The organism is Microcoleus sp. Pol12B3 (assembly GCF_036701355.1).
Taxonomy (GTDB): domain Bacteria; phylum Cyanobacteriota; class Cyanobacteriia; order Cyanobacteriales; family Microcoleaceae; genus Microcoleus.
Genome location: NZ_JAUBQS010000037.1, coordinates 1 through 18,455, shown reverse-complemented (window position 1 = coordinate 18,455; position 18,455 = coordinate 1). Strand labels below are relative to the sequence as shown.

The 18,455-nt window shown below is 45.9% G+C and carries 18 protein-coding genes; 10 read left to right on the top strand and 8 right to left on the bottom strand.

The genetic code is table 11. The features are described from left to right. Positions 1 to 192 precede the first annotated feature (192 nt). Positions 193 to 1,404, top strand: a complete 1,212-nt coding sequence (locus tag QUA53_RS18710) for a M20 family metallopeptidase (RefSeq protein ID WP_333099126.1) — start codon at positions 193 to 195, stop codon at positions 1,402 to 1,404. Between the two features lie 43 nt (positions 1,405 to 1,447). On the opposite strand, the gene QUA53_RS18705 is transcribed toward QUA53_RS18710, so the two are convergent. Both QUA53_RS18705 and QUA53_RS18700 read right to left on the bottom strand, forming a co-directional pair. Beyond that, positions 1,448 to 2,428: an aldo/keto reductase gene (locus tag QUA53_RS18705; protein ID WP_333099127.1), complete on the bottom strand. Its 981-nt coding sequence runs from the start codon at positions 2,426 to 2,428 to the stop codon at positions 1,448 to 1,450. 67 nt (positions 2,429 to 2,495) lie between these two features. Beyond that, the gene (locus QUA53_RS18700; protein ID WP_333099128.1) at positions 2,496 to 3,887 is read right to left on the bottom strand and encodes a glycoside hydrolase family 10 protein; all 1,392 of its coding nucleotides are present in this window, start codon (positions 3,885 to 3,887) and stop codon (positions 2,496 to 2,498) included. 283 nt (positions 3,888 to 4,170) lie between these two features. On the opposite strand from QUA53_RS18700, the gene QUA53_RS18695 reads away from it, so the two are divergent. The 3 genes from QUA53_RS18695 to QUA53_RS18685 all read left to right on the top strand — a co-directional run bounded on the left by QUA53_RS18695 (position 4,171) and on the right by QUA53_RS18685 (position 7,106). After that, complete coding sequence (locus QUA53_RS18695) at positions 4,171 to 5,379, top strand: FAD-dependent oxidoreductase (protein WP_445304965.1); 1,209 nt, start codon at positions 4,171 to 4,173, stop codon at positions 5,377 to 5,379. 117 nt (positions 5,380 to 5,496) lie between these two features. Beyond that, entirely contained in the window at positions 5,497 to 6,156 is a 660-nt protein-coding gene (locus QUA53_RS18690) for a DUF2834 domain-containing protein (protein WP_333099130.1), read from the top strand. A 197-nt stretch (positions 6,157 to 6,353) separates the two neighbouring features. After that, the gene (locus QUA53_RS18685; RefSeq protein WP_333099131.1) at positions 6,354 to 7,106 is read left to right on the top strand and encodes a gamma-glutamyl-gamma-aminobutyrate hydrolase family protein; all 753 of its coding nucleotides are present in this window, start codon (positions 6,354 to 6,356) and stop codon (positions 7,104 to 7,106) included. Positions 7,107 to 7,110: 4 nt separating this feature from the next. Here QUA53_RS18685 and QUA53_RS18680 read toward each other — a convergent pair whose 3' ends face one another. From QUA53_RS18680 to QUA53_RS18660, 5 genes are all read right to left on the bottom strand, one after another. After that, the gene (locus QUA53_RS18680) at positions 7,111 to 7,299 is read right to left on the bottom strand and encodes a CPXCG motif-containing cysteine-rich protein (protein ID WP_006635525.1); all 189 of its coding nucleotides are present in this window, start codon (positions 7,297 to 7,299) and stop codon (positions 7,111 to 7,113) included. Further along, positions 7,283 to 7,744 (bottom strand): SRPBCC family protein, encoded by a 462-nt coding sequence (locus QUA53_RS18675; RefSeq protein WP_333099132.1) that lies wholly within the window; start codon positions 7,742 to 7,744, stop codon positions 7,283 to 7,285. The genes QUA53_RS18680 and QUA53_RS18675 overlap by 17 nt, the downstream gene beginning before the upstream one ends. Positions 7,745 to 7,858: 114 nt before the next feature. After that, the gene (locus QUA53_RS18670) at positions 7,859 to 9,496 is read right to left on the bottom strand and encodes a radical SAM protein (protein WP_333099133.1); all 1,638 of its coding nucleotides are present in this window, start codon (positions 9,494 to 9,496) and stop codon (positions 7,859 to 7,861) included. Positions 9,497 to 9,835: 339 nt separating this feature from the next. Beyond that, positions 9,836 to 10,357, bottom strand: coding sequence for a signal peptidase II (gene lspA, locus QUA53_RS18665; RefSeq protein ID WP_333099134.1), 522 nt, complete (start codon positions 10,355 to 10,357; stop codon positions 9,836 to 9,838). 211 nt (positions 10,358 to 10,568) lie between these two features. Continuing rightward, complete coding sequence (locus QUA53_RS18660) at positions 10,569 to 11,147, bottom strand: biotin transporter BioY (protein ID WP_006635529.1); 579 nt, start codon at positions 11,145 to 11,147, stop codon at positions 10,569 to 10,571. 383 nt (positions 11,148 to 11,530) lie between these two features. Between QUA53_RS18660 and pstS the strand changes: the two genes are divergently transcribed. The 4 genes from pstS (at position 11,531) to pstB (ending at position 15,870) form a co-directional block, all read left to right on the top strand. After that, on the top strand, positions 11,531 to 12,715 hold the full coding sequence (gene pstS / locus QUA53_RS18655; protein ID WP_333099135.1) for a phosphate ABC transporter substrate-binding protein PstS: 1,185 nt from the start codon (positions 11,531 to 11,533) through the stop codon (positions 12,713 to 12,715). Between the two features lie 344 nt (positions 12,716 to 13,059). After that, positions 13,060 to 14,016 carry a phosphate ABC transporter permease subunit PstC gene (pstC, locus tag QUA53_RS18650; protein WP_333099136.1) on the top strand — a complete coding sequence of 319 codons (957 nt, stop codon included), beginning with the start codon at positions 13,060 to 13,062 and terminating at the stop codon, positions 14,014 to 14,016. A gap of 34 nt (positions 14,017 to 14,050) precedes the next feature. After that, positions 14,051 to 14,944: a phosphate ABC transporter permease PstA gene (gene pstA, locus QUA53_RS18645; protein ID WP_333099138.1), complete on the top strand. Its 894-nt coding sequence runs from the start codon at positions 14,051 to 14,053 to the stop codon at positions 14,942 to 14,944. 125 nt (positions 14,945 to 15,069) lie between these two features. Then, the gene (gene pstB, locus QUA53_RS18640) at positions 15,070 to 15,870 is read left to right on the top strand and encodes a phosphate ABC transporter ATP-binding protein PstB (protein WP_333036858.1); all 801 of its coding nucleotides are present in this window, start codon (positions 15,070 to 15,072) and stop codon (positions 15,868 to 15,870) included. 233 nt (positions 15,871 to 16,103) lie between these two features. On the opposite strand, the gene QUA53_RS29285 is transcribed toward pstB, so the two are convergent. After that, complete coding sequence (locus tag QUA53_RS29285; RefSeq protein ID WP_445242851.1) at positions 16,104 to 16,367, bottom strand: NblA/ycf18 family protein; 264 nt, start codon at positions 16,365 to 16,367, stop codon at positions 16,104 to 16,106. Positions 16,368 to 16,502: 135 nt separating this feature from the next. On the opposite strand from QUA53_RS29285, the gene QUA53_RS18630 reads away from it, so the two are divergent. Further along, on the top strand, positions 16,503 to 17,099 hold the full coding sequence (locus QUA53_RS18630) for a phycobiliprotein lyase (RefSeq protein ID WP_333066521.1): 597 nt from the start codon (positions 16,503 to 16,505) through the stop codon (positions 17,097 to 17,099). Positions 17,100 to 17,432: 333 nt separating this feature from the next. Further along, on the top strand, positions 17,433 to 18,191 hold the full coding sequence (locus tag QUA53_RS18625) for a phycobilisome rod-core linker polypeptide (RefSeq protein WP_333099139.1): 759 nt from the start codon (positions 17,433 to 17,435) through the stop codon (positions 18,189 to 18,191). Positions 18,192 to 18,455: the final 264 nt, after the last annotated feature.

Genomic DNA, 18,455 nt, shown 5'->3' with positions numbered 1-18,455 from the left:
GTTCATTAAAAAAAAATCTCCTGCACAACTGGGATAGGATTTAAGAAGATTTTATTTTAACCGCAGAGACCGCAGAGAGCGTAGAGAAAGAGAAGACAGAGTTTCACAACTTATTCTGGGCTGCTATAATTAGTGATTACCATTTATTAAGTGATTAAATCTAAAACCTAATCAAAAAAAGGAGAATAAAACATGGTTTCTACTTTACCGAATTTAACGTCTGTCGATTTATCTCAATTGCGGCTGGAAATTAGAAATTTGCAGCCTCAGCTAGTCGAATGGCGCCGCCTTTTGCACCAAAAGCCGGAGTTGAGTTTTGATGAAAATTTAACGGCGCAGTTTGTCTCGCAAAAGTTGCAGGAATGGGGCATAGATCATGAAACTAATATTGCTAAAACTGGTATTGTCGCCATTATAGACAGCGGCAAACCGGGGCGGGTTTTGGCAATTCGCGCGGATATGGATGCTTTGCCTATTCAAGAGGAAAATGAGGTGGATTATCGATCGCAGCATGATGGAATTATGCACGCTTGCGGTCACGACGGCCACACTGCGATCGCCCTCGGTACTATTTGTTATCTCGCAAAGCACAAACACAGCTTTTCGGGTAAAGTAAAATTTATCTTTCAGCCCGCCGAAGAAGGGCCAGGAGGCGCAAAACCGATGGTTGAAGCGGGAGTTTTGAAGAATCCTGATGTTGATGCGATCGTGGGCTTGCATTTGTGGAACAATCTACCTTTGGGTACTGTAGGCGTCCGCAGCGGCGCTTTGATGGCGGCTGTAGAAGTTTTTGAGTGCACGATTTTTGGCAAAGGTGGACACGGCGCAATGCCACATCAAACTGTGGACTCGATCGTAGTTACAGCCCAAATTGTCAGCGCGTTGCAGGCAATTGTCGCGCGGAACATTGACCCGATCGACTCAGCGGTAGTAACTGTTGGCAAATTCCACGCAGGCCACACCCACAACGTGATTGCAGACACCGCTCAAATCGGTGGCACGGTGCGCTATTTCAATCCAGCATATCAAGGTTATTTTGCCAAGCGAATCGAGCAAGTAATTGCCGGAATTTGTCAGAGTCACGGGGCAAATTACCAATTAGATTATTGTTCGCTTTATCCGCCAGTTATTAATGATTCGAGAATAGCTGAATTGGTCCGCGGCGTGGCAGAATCAGTTGTCGAAACTCCTGCAGGAATCGTTCCCGAATGCCAAACAATGGGCGGCGAGGATATGTCGTTCTTTTTGCAAGAAGTTCCCGGTTGCTATTTCTTTTTGGGTTCAGCAAATCCCGATAAAAACTTAGCTTACCCGCACCATCACCCGCGTTTTGATTTTGATGAAACTGCGCTAGGGATGGGTGTAGAAATGTTTGTGCGGTGTGTGGAAAATTTTTGCGGTTAGCTTTATATGTAGGGTGCGCAGTGCGCACCTTACCGCTATCTAATTATCGAGTTTGAAAGATATTCTGCACCATTTTCTTATCTACACTCGCCGCCGCCTTATCCAATTCTGCAATCTCGCCCGAGTCTAACTCCCACCCCAAAGCACCGATATTTTTCCTCGCCTGTGCCGCAGATTTAGCCCCAGGAATCGGAATAGTTTTTTTGCAGATGCACCAGTTGATAGCTACCTGCGAAACAGTCTTGTTTCTGAATGCCGCTATTTCTCGCAAACACTCCAAAAGCGATCGCATTCCCGGAAGTAGCTGCTTGCACGCCAAACCTCGGATACCTTTAGGAAGAGAGCCGTTTTCGGAGTATTTACCCGTCAGCAACCCCAAGGCTAGAGGACTGTAAGCAATCAATTTTATCCCCAATTCATCGCAAACATCTTTCAATCCGAGTTCTGTCACCGGATAGGTAGAAAGTAGCGAATATTGCACTTGTAAAGTAACAATAGGAATTTGGCGATCGCTAAATTTCCCATGCACCCATTTCAGCCGTTTCGGCCCGTAATTAGACAAGCCCACTCCCTTGACCAATCCTTGCTCGTAAAGGTCAGCCAAACCGTCTAAAAGCGCCCCCTCTTGCCAAGGAGCGTAATTGGCTGTAGACCAGTGCATTTGTACCAAATCTACATTTTTTCCGAGGCGCGCAGCAGAGGCTTTGCAAGCCGATATCATTGATTGTCGCGTCAGTCTCCAAGGATAAGCAGCCAGTTTTGTCGCAATACAAATACTGTCTTTATTTTTATCTTGATATTGTTGATAAAACTGCCCCAAAAGCTGCTCGCTGCGTCCGTTTAATTTCCCTGTTCCGTAAGAGTCGCCGGTATCGAATAAAGTGACGCCGTTACTAACACAAAGATTGAAAACGGCTTGCAATTCCTCGTCCATACTTTCATTGTAGCCCCAGAGAAATCTGTTGCCCCAGGCCCAAGTGCCACAGCCCATTTGTGGAAGTAAAAGTTTTTGGTTAGTTTGCATTTTTATTTATGATTAATGATTGATCTCGCGGTAAGGTGCGCATTGCGCACCCTACTTTTTAATTATTTTACGTGGTTGGTAATGGCGAAGGTTGGCTGTTTTTAGTAGGTTGCTCTGGCTTAGCTTTCGGGTCGGGTTTGGGTGGCGCAGGCGGAGGGAAAGTCGCCGCGCGTCTGGGTATTTGTAGCGCTGTTCGGAATGCAGAAGACGGGAAGAAAGCACTAAATTGAGAAAGTCGATGGGCGAGGGGTTCTGGTGCATATTCCCACAAGCTTTCGTAGTAGAAGAAAGCGACGCCTAAGCCGTATCCTTGGACTGCTTGCACCTGAGATTTAATTTGGTGAATCGGCACTGGGTTATTCCTCAAACCTGTCATAATCCCAACTCCGGTGGGAATTTTTTGCTGTGCTTCTTGCATTTCTGGACGGTTAATCTTGTCCACAAATGATTCTAGATTGGGACGGTACACTTGCACGATTAGCTCGTCGGCAATATCCAAACGCACCCAAGCCAGCCAATCTTGCAGGTGATGTTTGTAAGCAAAATCGTAATAATTGGGAGAAATCGAGAAAATTGCATTGGGTTTGACTGCTTTGACGGCTTGATTTAGCTGCGACATAAAAGCCGTAATTTTATTGGCTCGCCACTGCACCCATGCTGGATTTTGAAAATCTTTGGGCGGAGCTTTTTTTGTTTCTTTGGTATACAAAGCAATTGTGTAGTCATCGTAGCCAAATTCTGCCGGCAAACTCATGTGGTCGTCAAATTGAATGCCGTCGGCGTTGTATTGAGTGGTGATTTCTAGTACGAGTTCGGTAATGAATTGCTGGACTTCTGGATGAAAGGGATTGAGCCAAACTACTTCCCCGCCCGCGTCGTTTGATGTTTGGCTGCCGTCCTGTTTTTGGGTCAGCCACTCGGGATGATTTAAGGCTAATTCTGATGTGGGGGGAGCCATGAAACCAAACTCAAACCAAGGAATCACTAACAGGCCTTGGCGGTGAGCTTTATCAATTAAATCGGCGAGCATATCTTGTCCGTCTAACCCTCTGTAAACAAAGGGTTGAATGTCTCTTTGCTGCGCTACATAGCTGGGATACATTGCATAGCCTGAATTCCAGACTACGGGATAAATTGTGTTGAAATTTAACCGCTTTAATTGGCTGACAGCATCTCCTAGTTTGCGACGATCTCTGAGGATGTCTTTGTCGTTTGTCGTCATCCAAACGCCGCGAATTTCCTGGCGGGGTTGCTGGGCGATCGCAGGAATGAAGTTGTTCGCCAGCAATACTATAATGAATGAGAGGGCAAACAGAAGCGGGAAAAGAGTTTTTATCGATCGCTGCCAACTGCGCGGAATGATGCGTAATGTCATAGTTTTGAATGGTGAGTTAGCTATTGAAACACACCCCGGCATAATTTGGTGATAAAATTTGCTCGCTCTACAGTCTACAGCCATTGGCGCTGAATGTGGAATCGGTTAAGTGCAATAGGTGGATTGATGTTATGCGATCGCAACTGAGCGAAGTATAATCTATGAGACACAGAGTAGATGAGAGCATTATGTCAAAGTGCTGGGAAATCATTCATTACGCACTGCAAGCTCTCCTTACCGGACAGTGTGGCCCAAGGAGTGCGAGTGCTGTACAATATCGCTGCTGGAATATTTCGATCGAACATCTGTAATTGTGAAACATTTAGTGTTAATTGGTGGCGGTCACAGTCATGCTATTGTATTAAAAATGTTCGGCATCAAACCGCTGCCTGGAGTGCGTTTGACTCTGATTAGCGATGTCCTGCACGCGCCTTATTCGGGAATGCTGCCGGGGCACGTTGCCGGGTTTTACGGTTATGATGAATGTCACATCGATTTGCGATCGCTCGCTGAATTTGCTGGATGTCAAATATTGGTCGATCGGGCGATCGCGATCGACTTTAACAAAAACTTAGTTATTTGTCAAACTCACCCTTCGGTTAATTTTGATTTGCTTTCTGTGGATATCGGCAGCACTCCCGCGACTTTATCTGTACCGGGTGCGGCAGAATATGCAATTGCAGCTAAACCCGTACCGGAGTTTTTAGCTAGCTGGAATCAGTTGATACAATCTAGGCAAAATCATCCCGATAAACCGCTGCGGATTGCAATTGTCGGTGGCGGTGCAGGTGGGGTAGAATTAGCATTAAATATGCAATCTCGATTGGGGAAGGAAGAGGGGTTCGGCAACGGATTCTGTAACGGATTTAACGGATGGATATTAAGGTACACCGAAAGACATAAAAGAGAAAAGGGAAGGGGGAAGAAAGAAGAATTAGAAATTCATTTGTTTCACAGCCGCGCTGAATTGATGCAGGGACACAATCAGCGGGTGCGTCGCCGCCTTAAAGAAATTCTGATTAATCGTGGCGTTAAAGTGCATTTGCAGGAAAAAGTCTGTGCAGTAAAAAAGATTGAGAGAGAAACCAACCCTCAATTCCCTACCAATTACCAAATTTCCTGTAAATCAGGTTTAGAATTAGAGTGCGATCGCATTTTTTGGGTAACACAAGCATCGGCAGCCCATTGGATCGGAGAATCCGGTTTAGCAGCCGATTCAAACGGCTTTATCCAAGTCAACGATTGCCTGCAATCAGTCTCTCACCCCAACGTATTTGCGGCTGGAGATATCGCAGCGATGGTTAATTATCCCCGTCCCAAAGCAGGCGTGTTTGCCGTGCGTCAGGGCAAACCGCTGTTTGAAAATTTGCAGCAGTTTTTATTGGAAAAACCCCTGAAACCCTTTGCACCGCAGGAAAAATATTTAGGGTTAATTGGTACTGGGAATAAAAGGGCGATCGCATCTCGCGGATCTTTCATGTGGGAATCGGCGCTGCTGTGGTATTGGAAAGATTGGATCGATCGCCAATTTATGCAAAAATTTAGCAATCTGCCCAAAACCCGCAATACCAAATAACAATACATTCAGATATTCTCCTCTCCTCCTCTGCGTCCTCTGCGGTAAACAAAAAAAGTCTTATTCAAAAACCCTTTAAGCTTGCTATAGTAATATCAGAAGTAAACAAAACTAACTATGTTCCGAAAAATTGGATTTTGGCTGCTTTGGATTGCATTTACCACCTACGCCTTTGTATTTGCACCACCCGACAGCCCAGAAACCATCACACTAATTACCAATCTTTCCACAGGCAAAATAGCAGACATCAACCCTTTAATTGTAGCGTTGTTCAACATCATGGGAGTATGGCCGCTCATCTACTGTTGCCTCTTATTTGCTGACGGCAGGGGCCAGAAAATACCTGCATGGCTATTTGCCACTTTATCCTTTGGCGTCGGCGCCTTTGCCTTGCTGCCTTATTTAGCCCTGCGCGAACCTAATCCAGAATTTAGCGGTCATAAAAATATCTTTTTAAAGATATTAGACTCCCGTTTTACTGGAATTTTCTTAACATTAGCTGCTGTTGGTTTAGTTGTCTTTGGCTTGACAAAAGGCAATTGGTCGGATTTTATTGCACAGTGGCAAACCAACCGTTTTATCCACGTAATGAGTTTAGACTTTTGTATGCTTTGCCTACTATTTCCTGCCTTATTAGGAGACGATATGGCCCGCCGAGGAATGCAGAATTATACAGCATTTTGGGCGGTAACATTAGTGCCGCTGTTCGGGCCGCTGGCTTATCTGTGTACGCGCCAACCCCTGCAGGAAACTCATACTGAAACTGTTACAAATTAGACAGCCATGCAGCGAATCCTCAGTTTAATATAGGAATCAATCACAAGTAATCAGACAAGAAACAGGCAAGACGCTTGTTTCACAATAAGTAAGTTTTATTGTGGACCATGGCTCTGAGCAATGCCCATGAAAAACTGATTACAAATCGTCCCAAATCTGTGTATTAATTTAATTAATTATCTCCTAATCGCTAACAAATGAAAAAGTTTCCTATCGTTGGCATCACAACATACAACCGCTGTCCAGCAGGCGAATACCGCTTAAATGGAACTTATATTGATGCAGTTCAGGCGGCTGGTGGCATTCCGATTTTACTGCCGCCCAATCAATTAGATCCGGCTAGTATTTTGGATGCAGTAGATGGTTTGATTTTTTCCGGGGGCGGAGATATCAACCCAGAACTTTATGGCGGTTATGTCGATCGCACAGTTTACTCGGTTAATGCAGAACGCGACAATTTTGAATTAAGCTTAGCAAAGCTAGCGTTGAAGGCTGACATACCTGTGTTGGGGATTTGCCGGGGAATGCAAATCCTGAACGTAGCCAGCGGCGGCAGTTTGGTGATTCACGTACCGGATGCTTACGGAGATGAGGTTAATCACGGATCGGGAATTCCCCCGCGTGCGATCGAGCATACCATTGAAATTGAGCCAAACAGTCTGCTAGCAAAAATTATGGGAAAAACTTCAACAACAGTTGTTTCCTGGCATCATCAAGCTGTGCGGAAGGTAACATCCGATTGGCAAATAGTAGCCAATGCACCTGACACTTTGGTAGAAGCAATGGAACACTGCTCTCACCCTTGGATGATAGCAATTCAATGGCACCCGGAAATGTCGCCAAACTGTTCGTTTAACTCTCGAATTTTTCAGGCTTTCGTAGAAGCAGCAGCTTCAAGATTTATGAATTCTACCAAGTCAGCATCACAGGCAATTCCTACATTTTTATAGTCACTTATTCTTGATAGTCTGTATCTATTTCAATATCCAGGGTATCTTCATCTATTCTGACATACAGAACATTCGGGCGACAGCAAACCTGACAATCTTCGATATAAGATTGCTCCATACCACCGCTAATATCAACAAACGTTGTACTCGGTTCGCCGCAGAAAGCACAGTAATATTCAGCCGTTGTTTGCATCTTTTTCGCACTCTCTTTTTGTGACTTCGTGGCGGTAGCGAAACATATCTGTTAACCGCATTTCCACCCACCAACCTAACAACAAATCGACAATCGGGCCGCCCGGTATTGAAAATGCGATCGCATCTGTCAATCTAGTTTTGCCATTTTCTGAGGTAAACTCGTGTCGGTGAACCCAACGTGCCATTGGGCCCTCAGTTTGTTCATCAACAAACAAGCGATATTGTTCGCACCGAGTGTGAGTCGCCACCCATTTTACAGGAATCGGCCCCAATAACAGGCGAAATTCTGATACAGCACCCACATCGAGTCCCCCTTCGCGGCGAATGATTTTCACCGGTTGCCAAGGCGGAGTCAAAAGTTGCAGAATGTCCGGCCTTTCGTGAAAGTTCCAGACTGCTTCAACGGTGGCATTAATCAGCGACGAATATTTAAAATTGGGCATTGTATCGTTTGGCTAGACAGTTAAGTGCGATCGCGTTTCAGCATTTGCAGTATTATCCTCTGTATCAGTACAAACAGCAACCGTTAGTTTTAATCTTTTGCATCCCGCTATTTCCTAAGTCGTCAACTGCAAATCCTTCGTCCTAAAATGACTCATCGCCTCAGCCAAATGCTTCTTCAAAGTCGCCTCCGGTAGCGGCCCTTTTAAATGACTCCAAGGCAAAACCTGATCCAATTCCCACTCTTGAAAAACATAAAAATCCATCTCAGGCAACTGTCCCCGCAACTCCTTAAATGCCCGTCGATAACTGCCCAAAGTATCGCCGTAATGCCGAACTAATTCCAACAGCCGAGACAACCGCCGATCGCCCCTAGAGAGCAACCCCTGAATCACAGACCAGTTATAGCTTTCAGGTCTAAATTCTAAACCTAACTTCCGCAATTCTTTATCTAAAAACTTCAGCCTCTTCTCTGCATCTTTATTGACTCCAAACCACTGAAAAGGAGTGTGAGATTTCGGGACAAAAGTGCTGCATCCCAGAGTTAACCGCAAACCGGGAACAGCTTTTCTAATCGCCCGCATCATCGCCACCGTCTCCTCTAAATCCTCCATTTCTTCACCTGGAATTCCCGCCATCCCGTAAAGTTTAATTCCCTTTAATCCGCCAGCCTTAGCATTGATAGCAGCTTGAATAATTTCGTCATTTCTGAGTTTTTTGTTAACGATTTTGCGGAGGCGATCGCTCCCGCTTTCCACGGCAATCGTCACAGATTTGCTGTCTCTGTTTGTCAAAATTTCTGCTAGCTTAACTGTCACCGTATTCGTCCGTACCGAAGAAAGACTCAAGCGCACGCCGTCGTATTTCGGATGATTCAAATGAGCCAGCAACGCTTCAAATTCCGGGTGCTGAGTCACCGAAGCACCCAACAAACCCAAACGATTAGTCACAGCTAAACCGCGATCTATCGCCGGAATTAACGAATCCTCCAAACTCGCCGTTCTAAACGGCAAAGTCAGATAACTTGCCAAACAAAAACGGCACATTTCTGGACAACTACGAACCACTTCCACCATGTAAATATTTTCCCAAGCCGCTTTTTCCGTCACTACAGTGGAAGCAGATAAAGTATTGCCGCGATACGTCTGTTTTTCAACCATACTGGGAATTCCCAAATCAACAGGCTGAATCGATTTAATCCCCTCAGTCGCATCCAGATAAGTTACTTCGTACAAACTGGGGACGTAAACTCCCGGAACTTGGGCTAAATGCCGCAATTGAGTTTTTCTGTCGGCGGTACGGACTTCTTTACAAGCATCAATAAAATTGTCTATGAGATGTTCGCCATCTCCCAGCAAAATCACATCAAAAAAATCGGCAAAAGGTTCGGGATTAGCCGTAAAAACCGGGCCACCGCCGAATACTATCGGATGATTATCAGTTCGTTTTGACGCCCAAATCGGAATTTCTAGAGATTCCAATAAATTGAGAATATTTACATAGTCTAGTTCCCAAGAAAGCGAAAATCCCAGTAACTCTGGATGTCGGGGAAGTGGTTCGCGAATATCAGTAAATAAACGACCTACTTCAATATCCGATCGCACCGCCAAAGTTGCCCATACTATCTGATAGCCGAGACTGGTAATACCCACCGTGTACTCGTTGGGAAAAGCAAAAATAGTCGGGATAGCGTCAGCATCGGGCGTTGCTGGGGCAAATAGTAAGCGTTCTTGAGCAAATGGATTAGGAGTCATCCGATTTTAGATTTTAGATTTTAGATTAGGTAATTTATCCCACGGATAAATCCGGGAGTTTGTGACCAAATTGCTTTTGATGGAGATCGAGTTTAGCCTTAGCAATAAAAAATATAATTATAGCTCATAAATGACTCTAACTTTAAGTTGATACCTATACCTTCTGACAACAGACAACCGACAAATGACCGAAAACAATTGGTGGCGAGGCCCCTGGCTTCTTTAGTGGATAAGCAAAAAAAAGCTCCGCACCCGATAAACCTGAGAACGGTACAGCGGGTGCGCGGGTTAATCTAAAATCTAAAATCTAAGATCTAAAATTGATTGACTTCTTAAAAGTTACTCTGAAATAGAATCGCGATCGTCCTGAGTTCTCGGAGTAGTCGGAGTAGGCGGTGCACTGTGAAAAGTTGCAATCAACAAACAGATAATCCCAGCATTAATAAACACATCCGCCAGATTAAATACGGGGAACCGAATTATCCGAAAATCGATAAAATCTACAACATGACCCGAAACAAATCTATCTATGCCGTTCCCCAGTGCTCCCCCCAAAATCAAACCGTAGCCAGCTTGTTCCCAGCGGTTAATTCGCGGCCCGAACCAAGCCAGCACAATCAATCCGACACTAACGCCCAAAGACAGCCACCGCAACCAATTCGCCCCGCCATTGCTGAACAGACTAAAAGCCGCACCGGTATTAACAACATAAGTGAAGTGAAACACTCCGGGTAACAGCGGCTGCGTCTGCGGAGGAATCGTCAATTCAAAATTTTGCACCACCCAAAACTTAGTCAGGTGGTCTAAAACTAAACTGATAACAGCAGCAATCCAGAACAAGGGATTTCTTTTAAAACGCATGAATTAGGCAATTGAATAGGGGGCATCGCGCATGGGATAATTTACTCAAATTTCGCTGGTTTTTGTCAGCAGAATGCAGTGCAGCAAAGCAATCCCAGCCGCAGCGAGATGACTCTCCCGTTGGGCAATGATAGTATAACCTTATTTGACACAACAACCAATCCCCGATTACCGATTACCAATTCCCCATTCCCAATTCTCAATTCCCGAATTAATAAAACATCAAGCGGCGTAAAGTAAATGACAGCACTGCGATCGCACAAACTACCGCCAATTGTCCCGGCAGGGGATAAACCGAATATTTAAGAATCTCATCAAATAAAGGTGTTTTTTTTGCCGGAGGTAGCCAGTAAGTAAAAATTAGATAAATTAAGCCGATCGCGTGAACAGTGAACAAACCGCACAAACAGCTAAAAGCCATAGATTCCAGCCGCGAAGCTACCTTAAAAGCCACCCAGCCGCACACCCAAGCACCAGGCACAAAACCCAGCAAATACCCAAAACTCGCTTCTTTGAGATAACCGATGCCGCCGCCTTGAGAAAAAACTGGCCACAAAGTTAATCCTAATGCCAAATAAGCAATTTGCGAGAGAGCCGCAGCATTTTTCCCCCCCATGCAGCCTACTAGCAAAACGGCGCCAATTTGATAGGTAACACCTAAAGAGTACGCCTGAAGTCCTCGATCGTCCCACAACCCAATCGGAATTGTGACAGATGCAGGCAAAAAAGTGCCTCCTATCGTCAGCAGCAAACCAATAACAGCCCAGATTAATTCAATAGGAGCAGGCATTATCATCAAACGGCATTCGTCAGAAGGTATAAGGCAGAAGGCATTTGTCAGAGGCAAGCTTCAATGCCCGCAGCTTTTAAATTCTTAATACTAGCACTACTGTCAAAATAACCACCATTGTATGGTTTTCTGGTTCTCAAGCCTCGATCTTGTGATAATTTAATCGGGAATTTTTCGCGATCTGGCGATCGACTGCTTGTTCCCGTAGCTATTTTTCTGCCCGATATCTTATAAACTCACAATTGTCAAGCTCATTAATAACATTAATAATATTAATTAATATTAAATGACCATTAAGTGTAAAGATTCTTAACCTAACCTTTACTTTTGCGCGCTATGCTGATGCGGGACACCCATATAACGATCGCAGATTTTGTATACCTATGCTTTTTCGTCTCAACTTGATTAATCCAAACCGTTTGACTACTGCAATTTCCGCTACGGCGATCGCCCTCAGTTTAGCAGCTTGCGGCGGCGGCAGCACAACCACAGGCAGCAGCCCCAGCCCCGGCGACACCGCAGCATCTCCCGGCGCTTCCCCCGTTGCAGCCACCGGCACAGCGGAAAACACCAAACTCGCCCTAGCCTCAGACGTAGCCATCACCGCAGCCGGCGCCTCATTCCCCGCCCCCCTGTACCAGCGTTGGTTTCAAGACTTCAACAAAATCAACCCCAAAGTACAAATTAACTATCAATCAGTAGGCAGCGGCGCCGGAGTCGAACAATTTACCAAAGGCACAGTAGACTTTGGGGCCAGCGACACCGGCATGAAAGACGACGAAATCGCCAAAGTTCCAGCCGACAAAGGCGTAATCTTGCTGCCCATGACAGCAGGCAGCATCGTCATCGGCTACAACCTGCCAGACTTAACCGAACCATTGAAACTACCACGGGACGTTTACGCAGATATCTTCGCCGGTAAAATTACCAACTGGAACGATCCCAAAATTGCAGCCGCCAACCCGACCGCTAAATTGCCAGACCAAGCCATCACCATCGTCCACCGTTCCGACGGTAGCGGTACCACCGCCGTCTTCACCAAACACCTGAGTGCCATCAGCCCCGACTGGAAAACGGCAGTAGGCGACGGCAAAACAGTACAGTGGCCCGTAGGCGTAGGCGCAAAAGGCAACGAAGGCGTCACAGCCCAAATACTGCAAACCGCAGGCAGCATCGGCTACATAGAATACGGCTATGCCAAAAACAACAATGTCAAATTTGCATCTTTGGAAAACAAAGCAGGCAGCTTTGTCGCACCTACCGACGAATCAGCTTCTCAAGCTTTAGCAACTGTGCCGATGCCGGAAAACCTGCGAGCATTTATCGAAGACCCCGAAGGCGCTCAATCATATCCAATTGTCACCTACACTTGGATGCTGGTCCCCAAAACAGTTACTGACCCCAACAAAGCCAAAACCATCGAGGCAATGGTTGAATACGGCTTGAATGAAGGTCAAAAAGTTAGTTCCGAATTGGGCTACGTTCCTCTACCTCAAAACGTTAAAGAAAAAGTAGCCGCGGCCGCTGACGGCATCAGCGCAGACTACAAGATTGAGGTTGCCAAATAGTAACTGTTGACTGTTGACTGTTGTCCGTTGTCAGAGGGAAAAAAGCCCTTCGGCATTGCGCGTGCAGGTAAAAATCAGCAAGAATGAAGAGAGATATTTCTGTGGGGCGGGTTTTACCAGAAATATTTGTTAAAAAGTCAGGGGATTAATAAATCCGCCCCTCTTCTATGTAACAATCGGTGCATCTGTGTAGGGGTGGGTTTGACCAGAAATACTTGTTGAAAAGTCAGGGAATTAATAAACCCGCCCCTCTTTGATTTTATTTATGGTCTTTCTTTCTGCTTCGTTATAGCTTTTTCCGAAACAGGCTATTTTCGGCTACTATATATTTGGTTTTTTTTTCTATGATTTCAGATAATAACAGCGCTCGATCGCAGACCCGATCTCGCTCTCAAGCCGAAAAGTCCTTAGACCAAGGCTTTATCTGGCTGACGCGGATTTTGGGCATAGGAGTTGGTGTAATTTTGCTGGTAATCGCGCTCACCGTTGCTTATCGGGCTTTACCGGCGATTCAACAGTACGGTTTGGGCTTTCTGTTTGGCAGTAGCTGGAATCCGGTTAAAGAAGAGTACGGTGCGCTGCCGATGATTTACGGGACGATCGTCAGTTCGGCGATCGCGCTCTTAATTGCAGTACCATTAGGAGTAGGGACTGCCATTTTCTTGAGCGAGGACTTTCTGCCGCTGCCAGTGCGTACAGCTTTGGTTTTTTTAGTAGAACTTTTAGCCGCCATTCCCAGCGTAGTCTACGGTTTGTGGGGAATTGCCGTATTGATTCCCATGATTACCACTCTCGGCAAGTTTCTCAACGGCACTTTCGGATGGCTGCCGATTTTTAGCACCCCGCCAGTGGGCCCGGGAATGTTACCAGCCGGAGTAATTTTGGGAATCATGACTTTGCCCATTATTACTGCTATCTCCCGCGACTCTTTGGCAAGTCTCCCCCCCGACTTGCGGCAAGCATCTCTAGGTTTAGGAGCTACTCGCTGGACAACAATTTTTAGAGTGCTCGTACCGGCGGCTTTTTCCGGCATTGTCGGCGGAATTATGCTTGGGCTCGGTCGCGCTATGGGAGAAACAATGGCTGCAACTCTGTTAATTGGCAATTCCAATCAGTTAAGTCTTTCTGTGCTAGCTCCGGCAAATACTATTGCTTCTCTGATGGCAAATCAGTTTGCAGAAGCCTCCGGGTTGCAAATAGCAGCTCTGATGTACACTGGGCTAATTCTGTTTATTATGACACTGATTGTTAATATTTTGGCAGAGTGGATTGTTTCTCAAGTAAGAGCGAAATACAACTAGAAGTTTGCCGCCATTTCCTACATAGTTTTAGTTTATGTCAAATAGCGTCTCCGATGAGAATCCTTTGGTATCGAAAACAGGCAGTTTAAAGAAGGTTAAAAATAGCCCGCAAGCGCTGTTTAGTCTGGCGATGACTGTACTGGCTGGAGCTAGTCTGGCCATCACTCTGCTACCTTTGTTTGCAGTGCTTTCCTACGTCACAGTACAAGGTTTCAATCGCCTGAATTTAGACTTGTTTACCAAGCTGCCACCGCCACCCGGACTATCGGGAGGCGGTATTGCTAATGCAATTCTCGGTACATTGATGACGGTGGGAATTGCTTCTTTAATTGCTGTTCCTTTTGGTGTATTGGCAGCAGTTTATTTGTCGGAGTTCAGCAGCGGCCAAGTAGCTCGCTGGGTACGCTTTGCTACCAATGTCCTCAGTGGCGTTCCTTCGATTATTGCCGGGGTATTTGCCTACGGTTTGTTCGTGGTAAATATGGGAGGTTTTTCGGCAATTGCAGGGGGTGCGGCGCTGGCTGTGCTGATGTTGCCCACGATTGTGCGGACTACTGACGAAGCTCTACAAATCGTCCCGCAAGATATTAGATGGGCGTCGGTTGGGGTGGGTGCTTCTAATTATCAGACGGTGTTGCAGGTGGTTTTGCCTGCGGCAATTCCGGCTATTTTAACGGGTGTGACACTGGCAATTGCTCGCGCTGCTGGAGAAACTGCTCCTTTGATTTTTACGGCGCTCAATTCGCCTTTTTGGCCGGCAGGATTTGATAAGCCAACTCCGAGTCTTTCGGTTTTGGTGTACAACTTTGCAACGGTTCCTTTTAAGGCACAGAAAGAATTGGCCTGGGCGGCATCTTTGATTTTGGTGATTATGGTTTTGCTGACGAGTATTCTTTCTCGCTGGGCTACTCGCCAAAAAGTTTATTGAAGGAAGAAGACCCTGAGACTTGGGGAATTGATAAAAAGAAGGAACAAGGAAGATTTTACCTATCTCCAACTCGATCGCTCTCATCTTCTCCTTATTTTGTAAAATTCGATTGGATACTTACCTGTATGATGATGGATTTAGACAAGCAAACGGAAACAGTTTTACGGACAGAAAATATCAATATTTTTTACGGCGCTTTCCACGCGGTTAAAAATGTTTCAATGGAGATTCCTAAAAATCGCATTACTGCCTTGATTGGGCCGTCTGGCTGCGGCAAAAGTACAATTCTGCGATGTTTTAACAGGCTCAACGATTTAGTTAGCGGTTTTCGTTTAGAGGGTAGGATTGATTACCACGGTCAAAATCTTTACGATCCTGATATTGATGCTGTGGCGGTGCGCCGCAAGATTGGGATGGTGTTTCAAAAGCCGAATCCTTTCCCGAAGTCGATTTATGACAATATTGCTTACGGTGCGAGGGTGAACAATTATAAGGGGGATATGGATGAGCTGGTGGAAAAATCGCTCAGCCAAGCTTATTTGTGGGATGAGGTGAAGGATAAGTTGAAGCAAAGCGGTTTTTCTCTTTCGGGCGGCCAGCAGCAGCGTTTGTGTATTGCTAGGGCGATCGCGATTAATCCTGATGTAGTGTTAATGGATGAACCTTGCGCTTCTCTTGACCCGATTTCTACGATTAAGATTGAGGAGTTGATGCGGGAACTCAAGGAAAAGTATACGATTGTGATCGTTACTCACAATATGCAGCAGGCTTCTCGGGTTTCTGACCTGACTGCTTTTTTCAATGCTAAACTTTCTGACGATGGGAAGCGGTTTGGCTATCTTGTGGAATGTGATAAGACTGAGGTAATTTTCCAAAGTCCAAAGGAAGAGTCTACTTTAGATTATGTGAGCGGCCGTTTTGGTTGATTCCCCGATAAGTTGAAACAATCGGGCTACACAAACTCTCGTCCCTCTCTAAGGGATGAAAAGAATTTAATTTGCTGAGTATGGTAACGACAAAAAAAACTGCGTAAAAGTTTTGTCAATTTAGAATCCCGCTTTCTTGGAGAAAGCGGGATTCTGGATTTTATGATTAAAAACTCGATCGTACTTTTTGCAAATACAAGCCACTGATTTTTGTGAAGAAATGCTCGAAGAGTTCACATATTCTTCATCCAATGCTTTAACAGGTTTTCTTTTACCATGTTTTGGCGCATAACTTCGAGCAAGTATTCCTGAGCTTGGTCTTGGCTTAACCTTTTTACTTCTTCGCGCAGCACTTGAAGTTTGAACTGCTGTTCCATGCTGAGGCTGGTTGTAGGCATATCCATAAATCGCTCCTCCAGTTTGCTGAGATTGATGCGAAATTGATCGGAATGACGTTTCGCAGGATTTGTTGTGTCTCCTACATTGTAAACTATCATAACATTCACTTGACAATATGTCCAAAGTAGACATTTTGAGACTAATTTGTGTAGCAAAAGTACATCTAAGTGGGGGGAGCTCTATCATAAAAAGGCGTCAACACCGGGAAGCATAAGCCAAAGGAGCTAGTTCGTATGGATGCAATGGAGTTTTTTCAAAGCAGTGCTGGGGAGTGGCGTTCTCAGCGCAGCACTCACCACCTCGCTTTCCGCCAAGCGGAGATTGGGGATTCAAATATTCAGGTAACAGCCCTAGCTGCCGATGACGCTAGAGTCGCGGAGATTTGCAAGATGCACGAAGTCGATCCGAGCCGGGCGGCTGGGGGGGCTTTTGTGACATGGCACGGCTCGATGGCGTGGGATAAGGATGATGAGAATCATAAAGGGTCTACGGTGTTCGCGATCGTCCCCGATCCTGAAAATCCCCGGCAGGGCTTGATGTTGCGCGAACGAGGCTATGCGGAAATTGTGCCTGTGGCTGGCCGTTTTGAGATGGATGATGAGGATGGGCTGCTGCTGATTACGGAATACGAGACGATGAGTTCGATCGAGCGTTTTTGGTTTGCTAATCCGAACGTGCGGATGCGGACGAGTACCGTAAAGCGCTTTGGCGGTTTCAGCACATCGACTTTTTGTACCGAAATTCGGGTGCAACCAGACTCGGATGCAACATCAGAAGCAGCAGCAGATCAAGTACCCGCCAGCGAGTTTTATTCGGCTCTGGGCTGGTAATTTAGTCATTAGTAATTAGTCATCGGTCATAACTTTGGCTTCGTTTCCAGACTCAGCCTGGGAATCAGGGTCTCAGGCTCTGCCTCCGGTTAGATTAGACGAGGCAGAGCCTCTCAAGTGGCCTTCCCAGCCAGAGACTGGAAGGGTGATTGCTAATTACTGACTACTGACTTCCCCAAAGTCAACAAATGTTACAGATTGTTGCAAAAATTCAGGAAAATCAGATTTAGATTGCGGGAATCCCCTAATCTGTATGTTGGTTAGTTGTATCCGTTATGCTGGCAGCTCACGGTGTCAACTATTTCTGAAATTTGAGATAACGGAGATTTTAACGTGGCGCTACCTTTGATAAACTACGCCCCCAAAAGCCAAAACCAGCGCGTAGCTGGTTTTGAAACAGGGAGCGACGAGCAGCCCAGAATTTTCACAACTGAAAATGTGCTCTCGTCTGGAGACATGGAAAATTTGATTTGGGCTGGATATCGCCAGATTTACAGCGAACACCAAATCCTCAAGAGCAACCGCCAAAAGTCTTTGGAGTCGCAACTCAAGTTCGGCCAAATTACGGTGCGAGACTTTATTCGCGGTTTGGCGACTTCTTCTCCTTTCCTAGAGCGGAATTACCAAACTAACAGCAACTATCGGTTTGTGGAAATGTGCGTGCAGCGCATTTTGGGCCGGGATGTGTACAGCGAGCGCGAAAAGATTGCTTGGTCGATCGTGGTAGCAAATAAGGGGCCTCAAGGCTTTATTGACGAGTTGGTCAATAGCGAAGAGTACCTGGATAAGTTCGGCTACGATACCGTACCTTACCAGCAGCGCCGAATTTTGCCTCAGCGAGTTGGAGGAGACACTCCTTTCAACTTGAAAACGCCCCGCTACGGTGAGTACCACCGTTCGCAGCTTGGCTTCCCGCAAATCATCTGGCAAACAAGTGTCCGCCGTTTTGTTCCTCAAGAACAGCAGGCTAAGGCTGGCGATCCGTCGAACTATTTGGGTATGGCGCGCAATATGCCGCTGCCTGCTACTGCGCCGCAGCGCGTGCCTCTAGCTAATATCAATATCGAGACGATGGTTCCCCGTCGCCGGTAATTGATGCTGCCCTGATGCGATTATTTGTGTCGGGCGATCGACTGAATCGATCGGCTTTTAGGCTGAGAGAGTTTTGAGTCTTGAGTTTTGAGGTTTGAGTTTTTAACTAAACTTGGAATCCAAAACTCAGGGCTCATACTTTTTGGGCAAAGAAGGAAGTTCGGCAACGAGCAATCTACAGGATTTCATATCATGTCCGGTCGATTAACCATGATTAAGCTTTTGCCTCCGGCCACCAATAGAAATGAGTCAAACCACTGATTA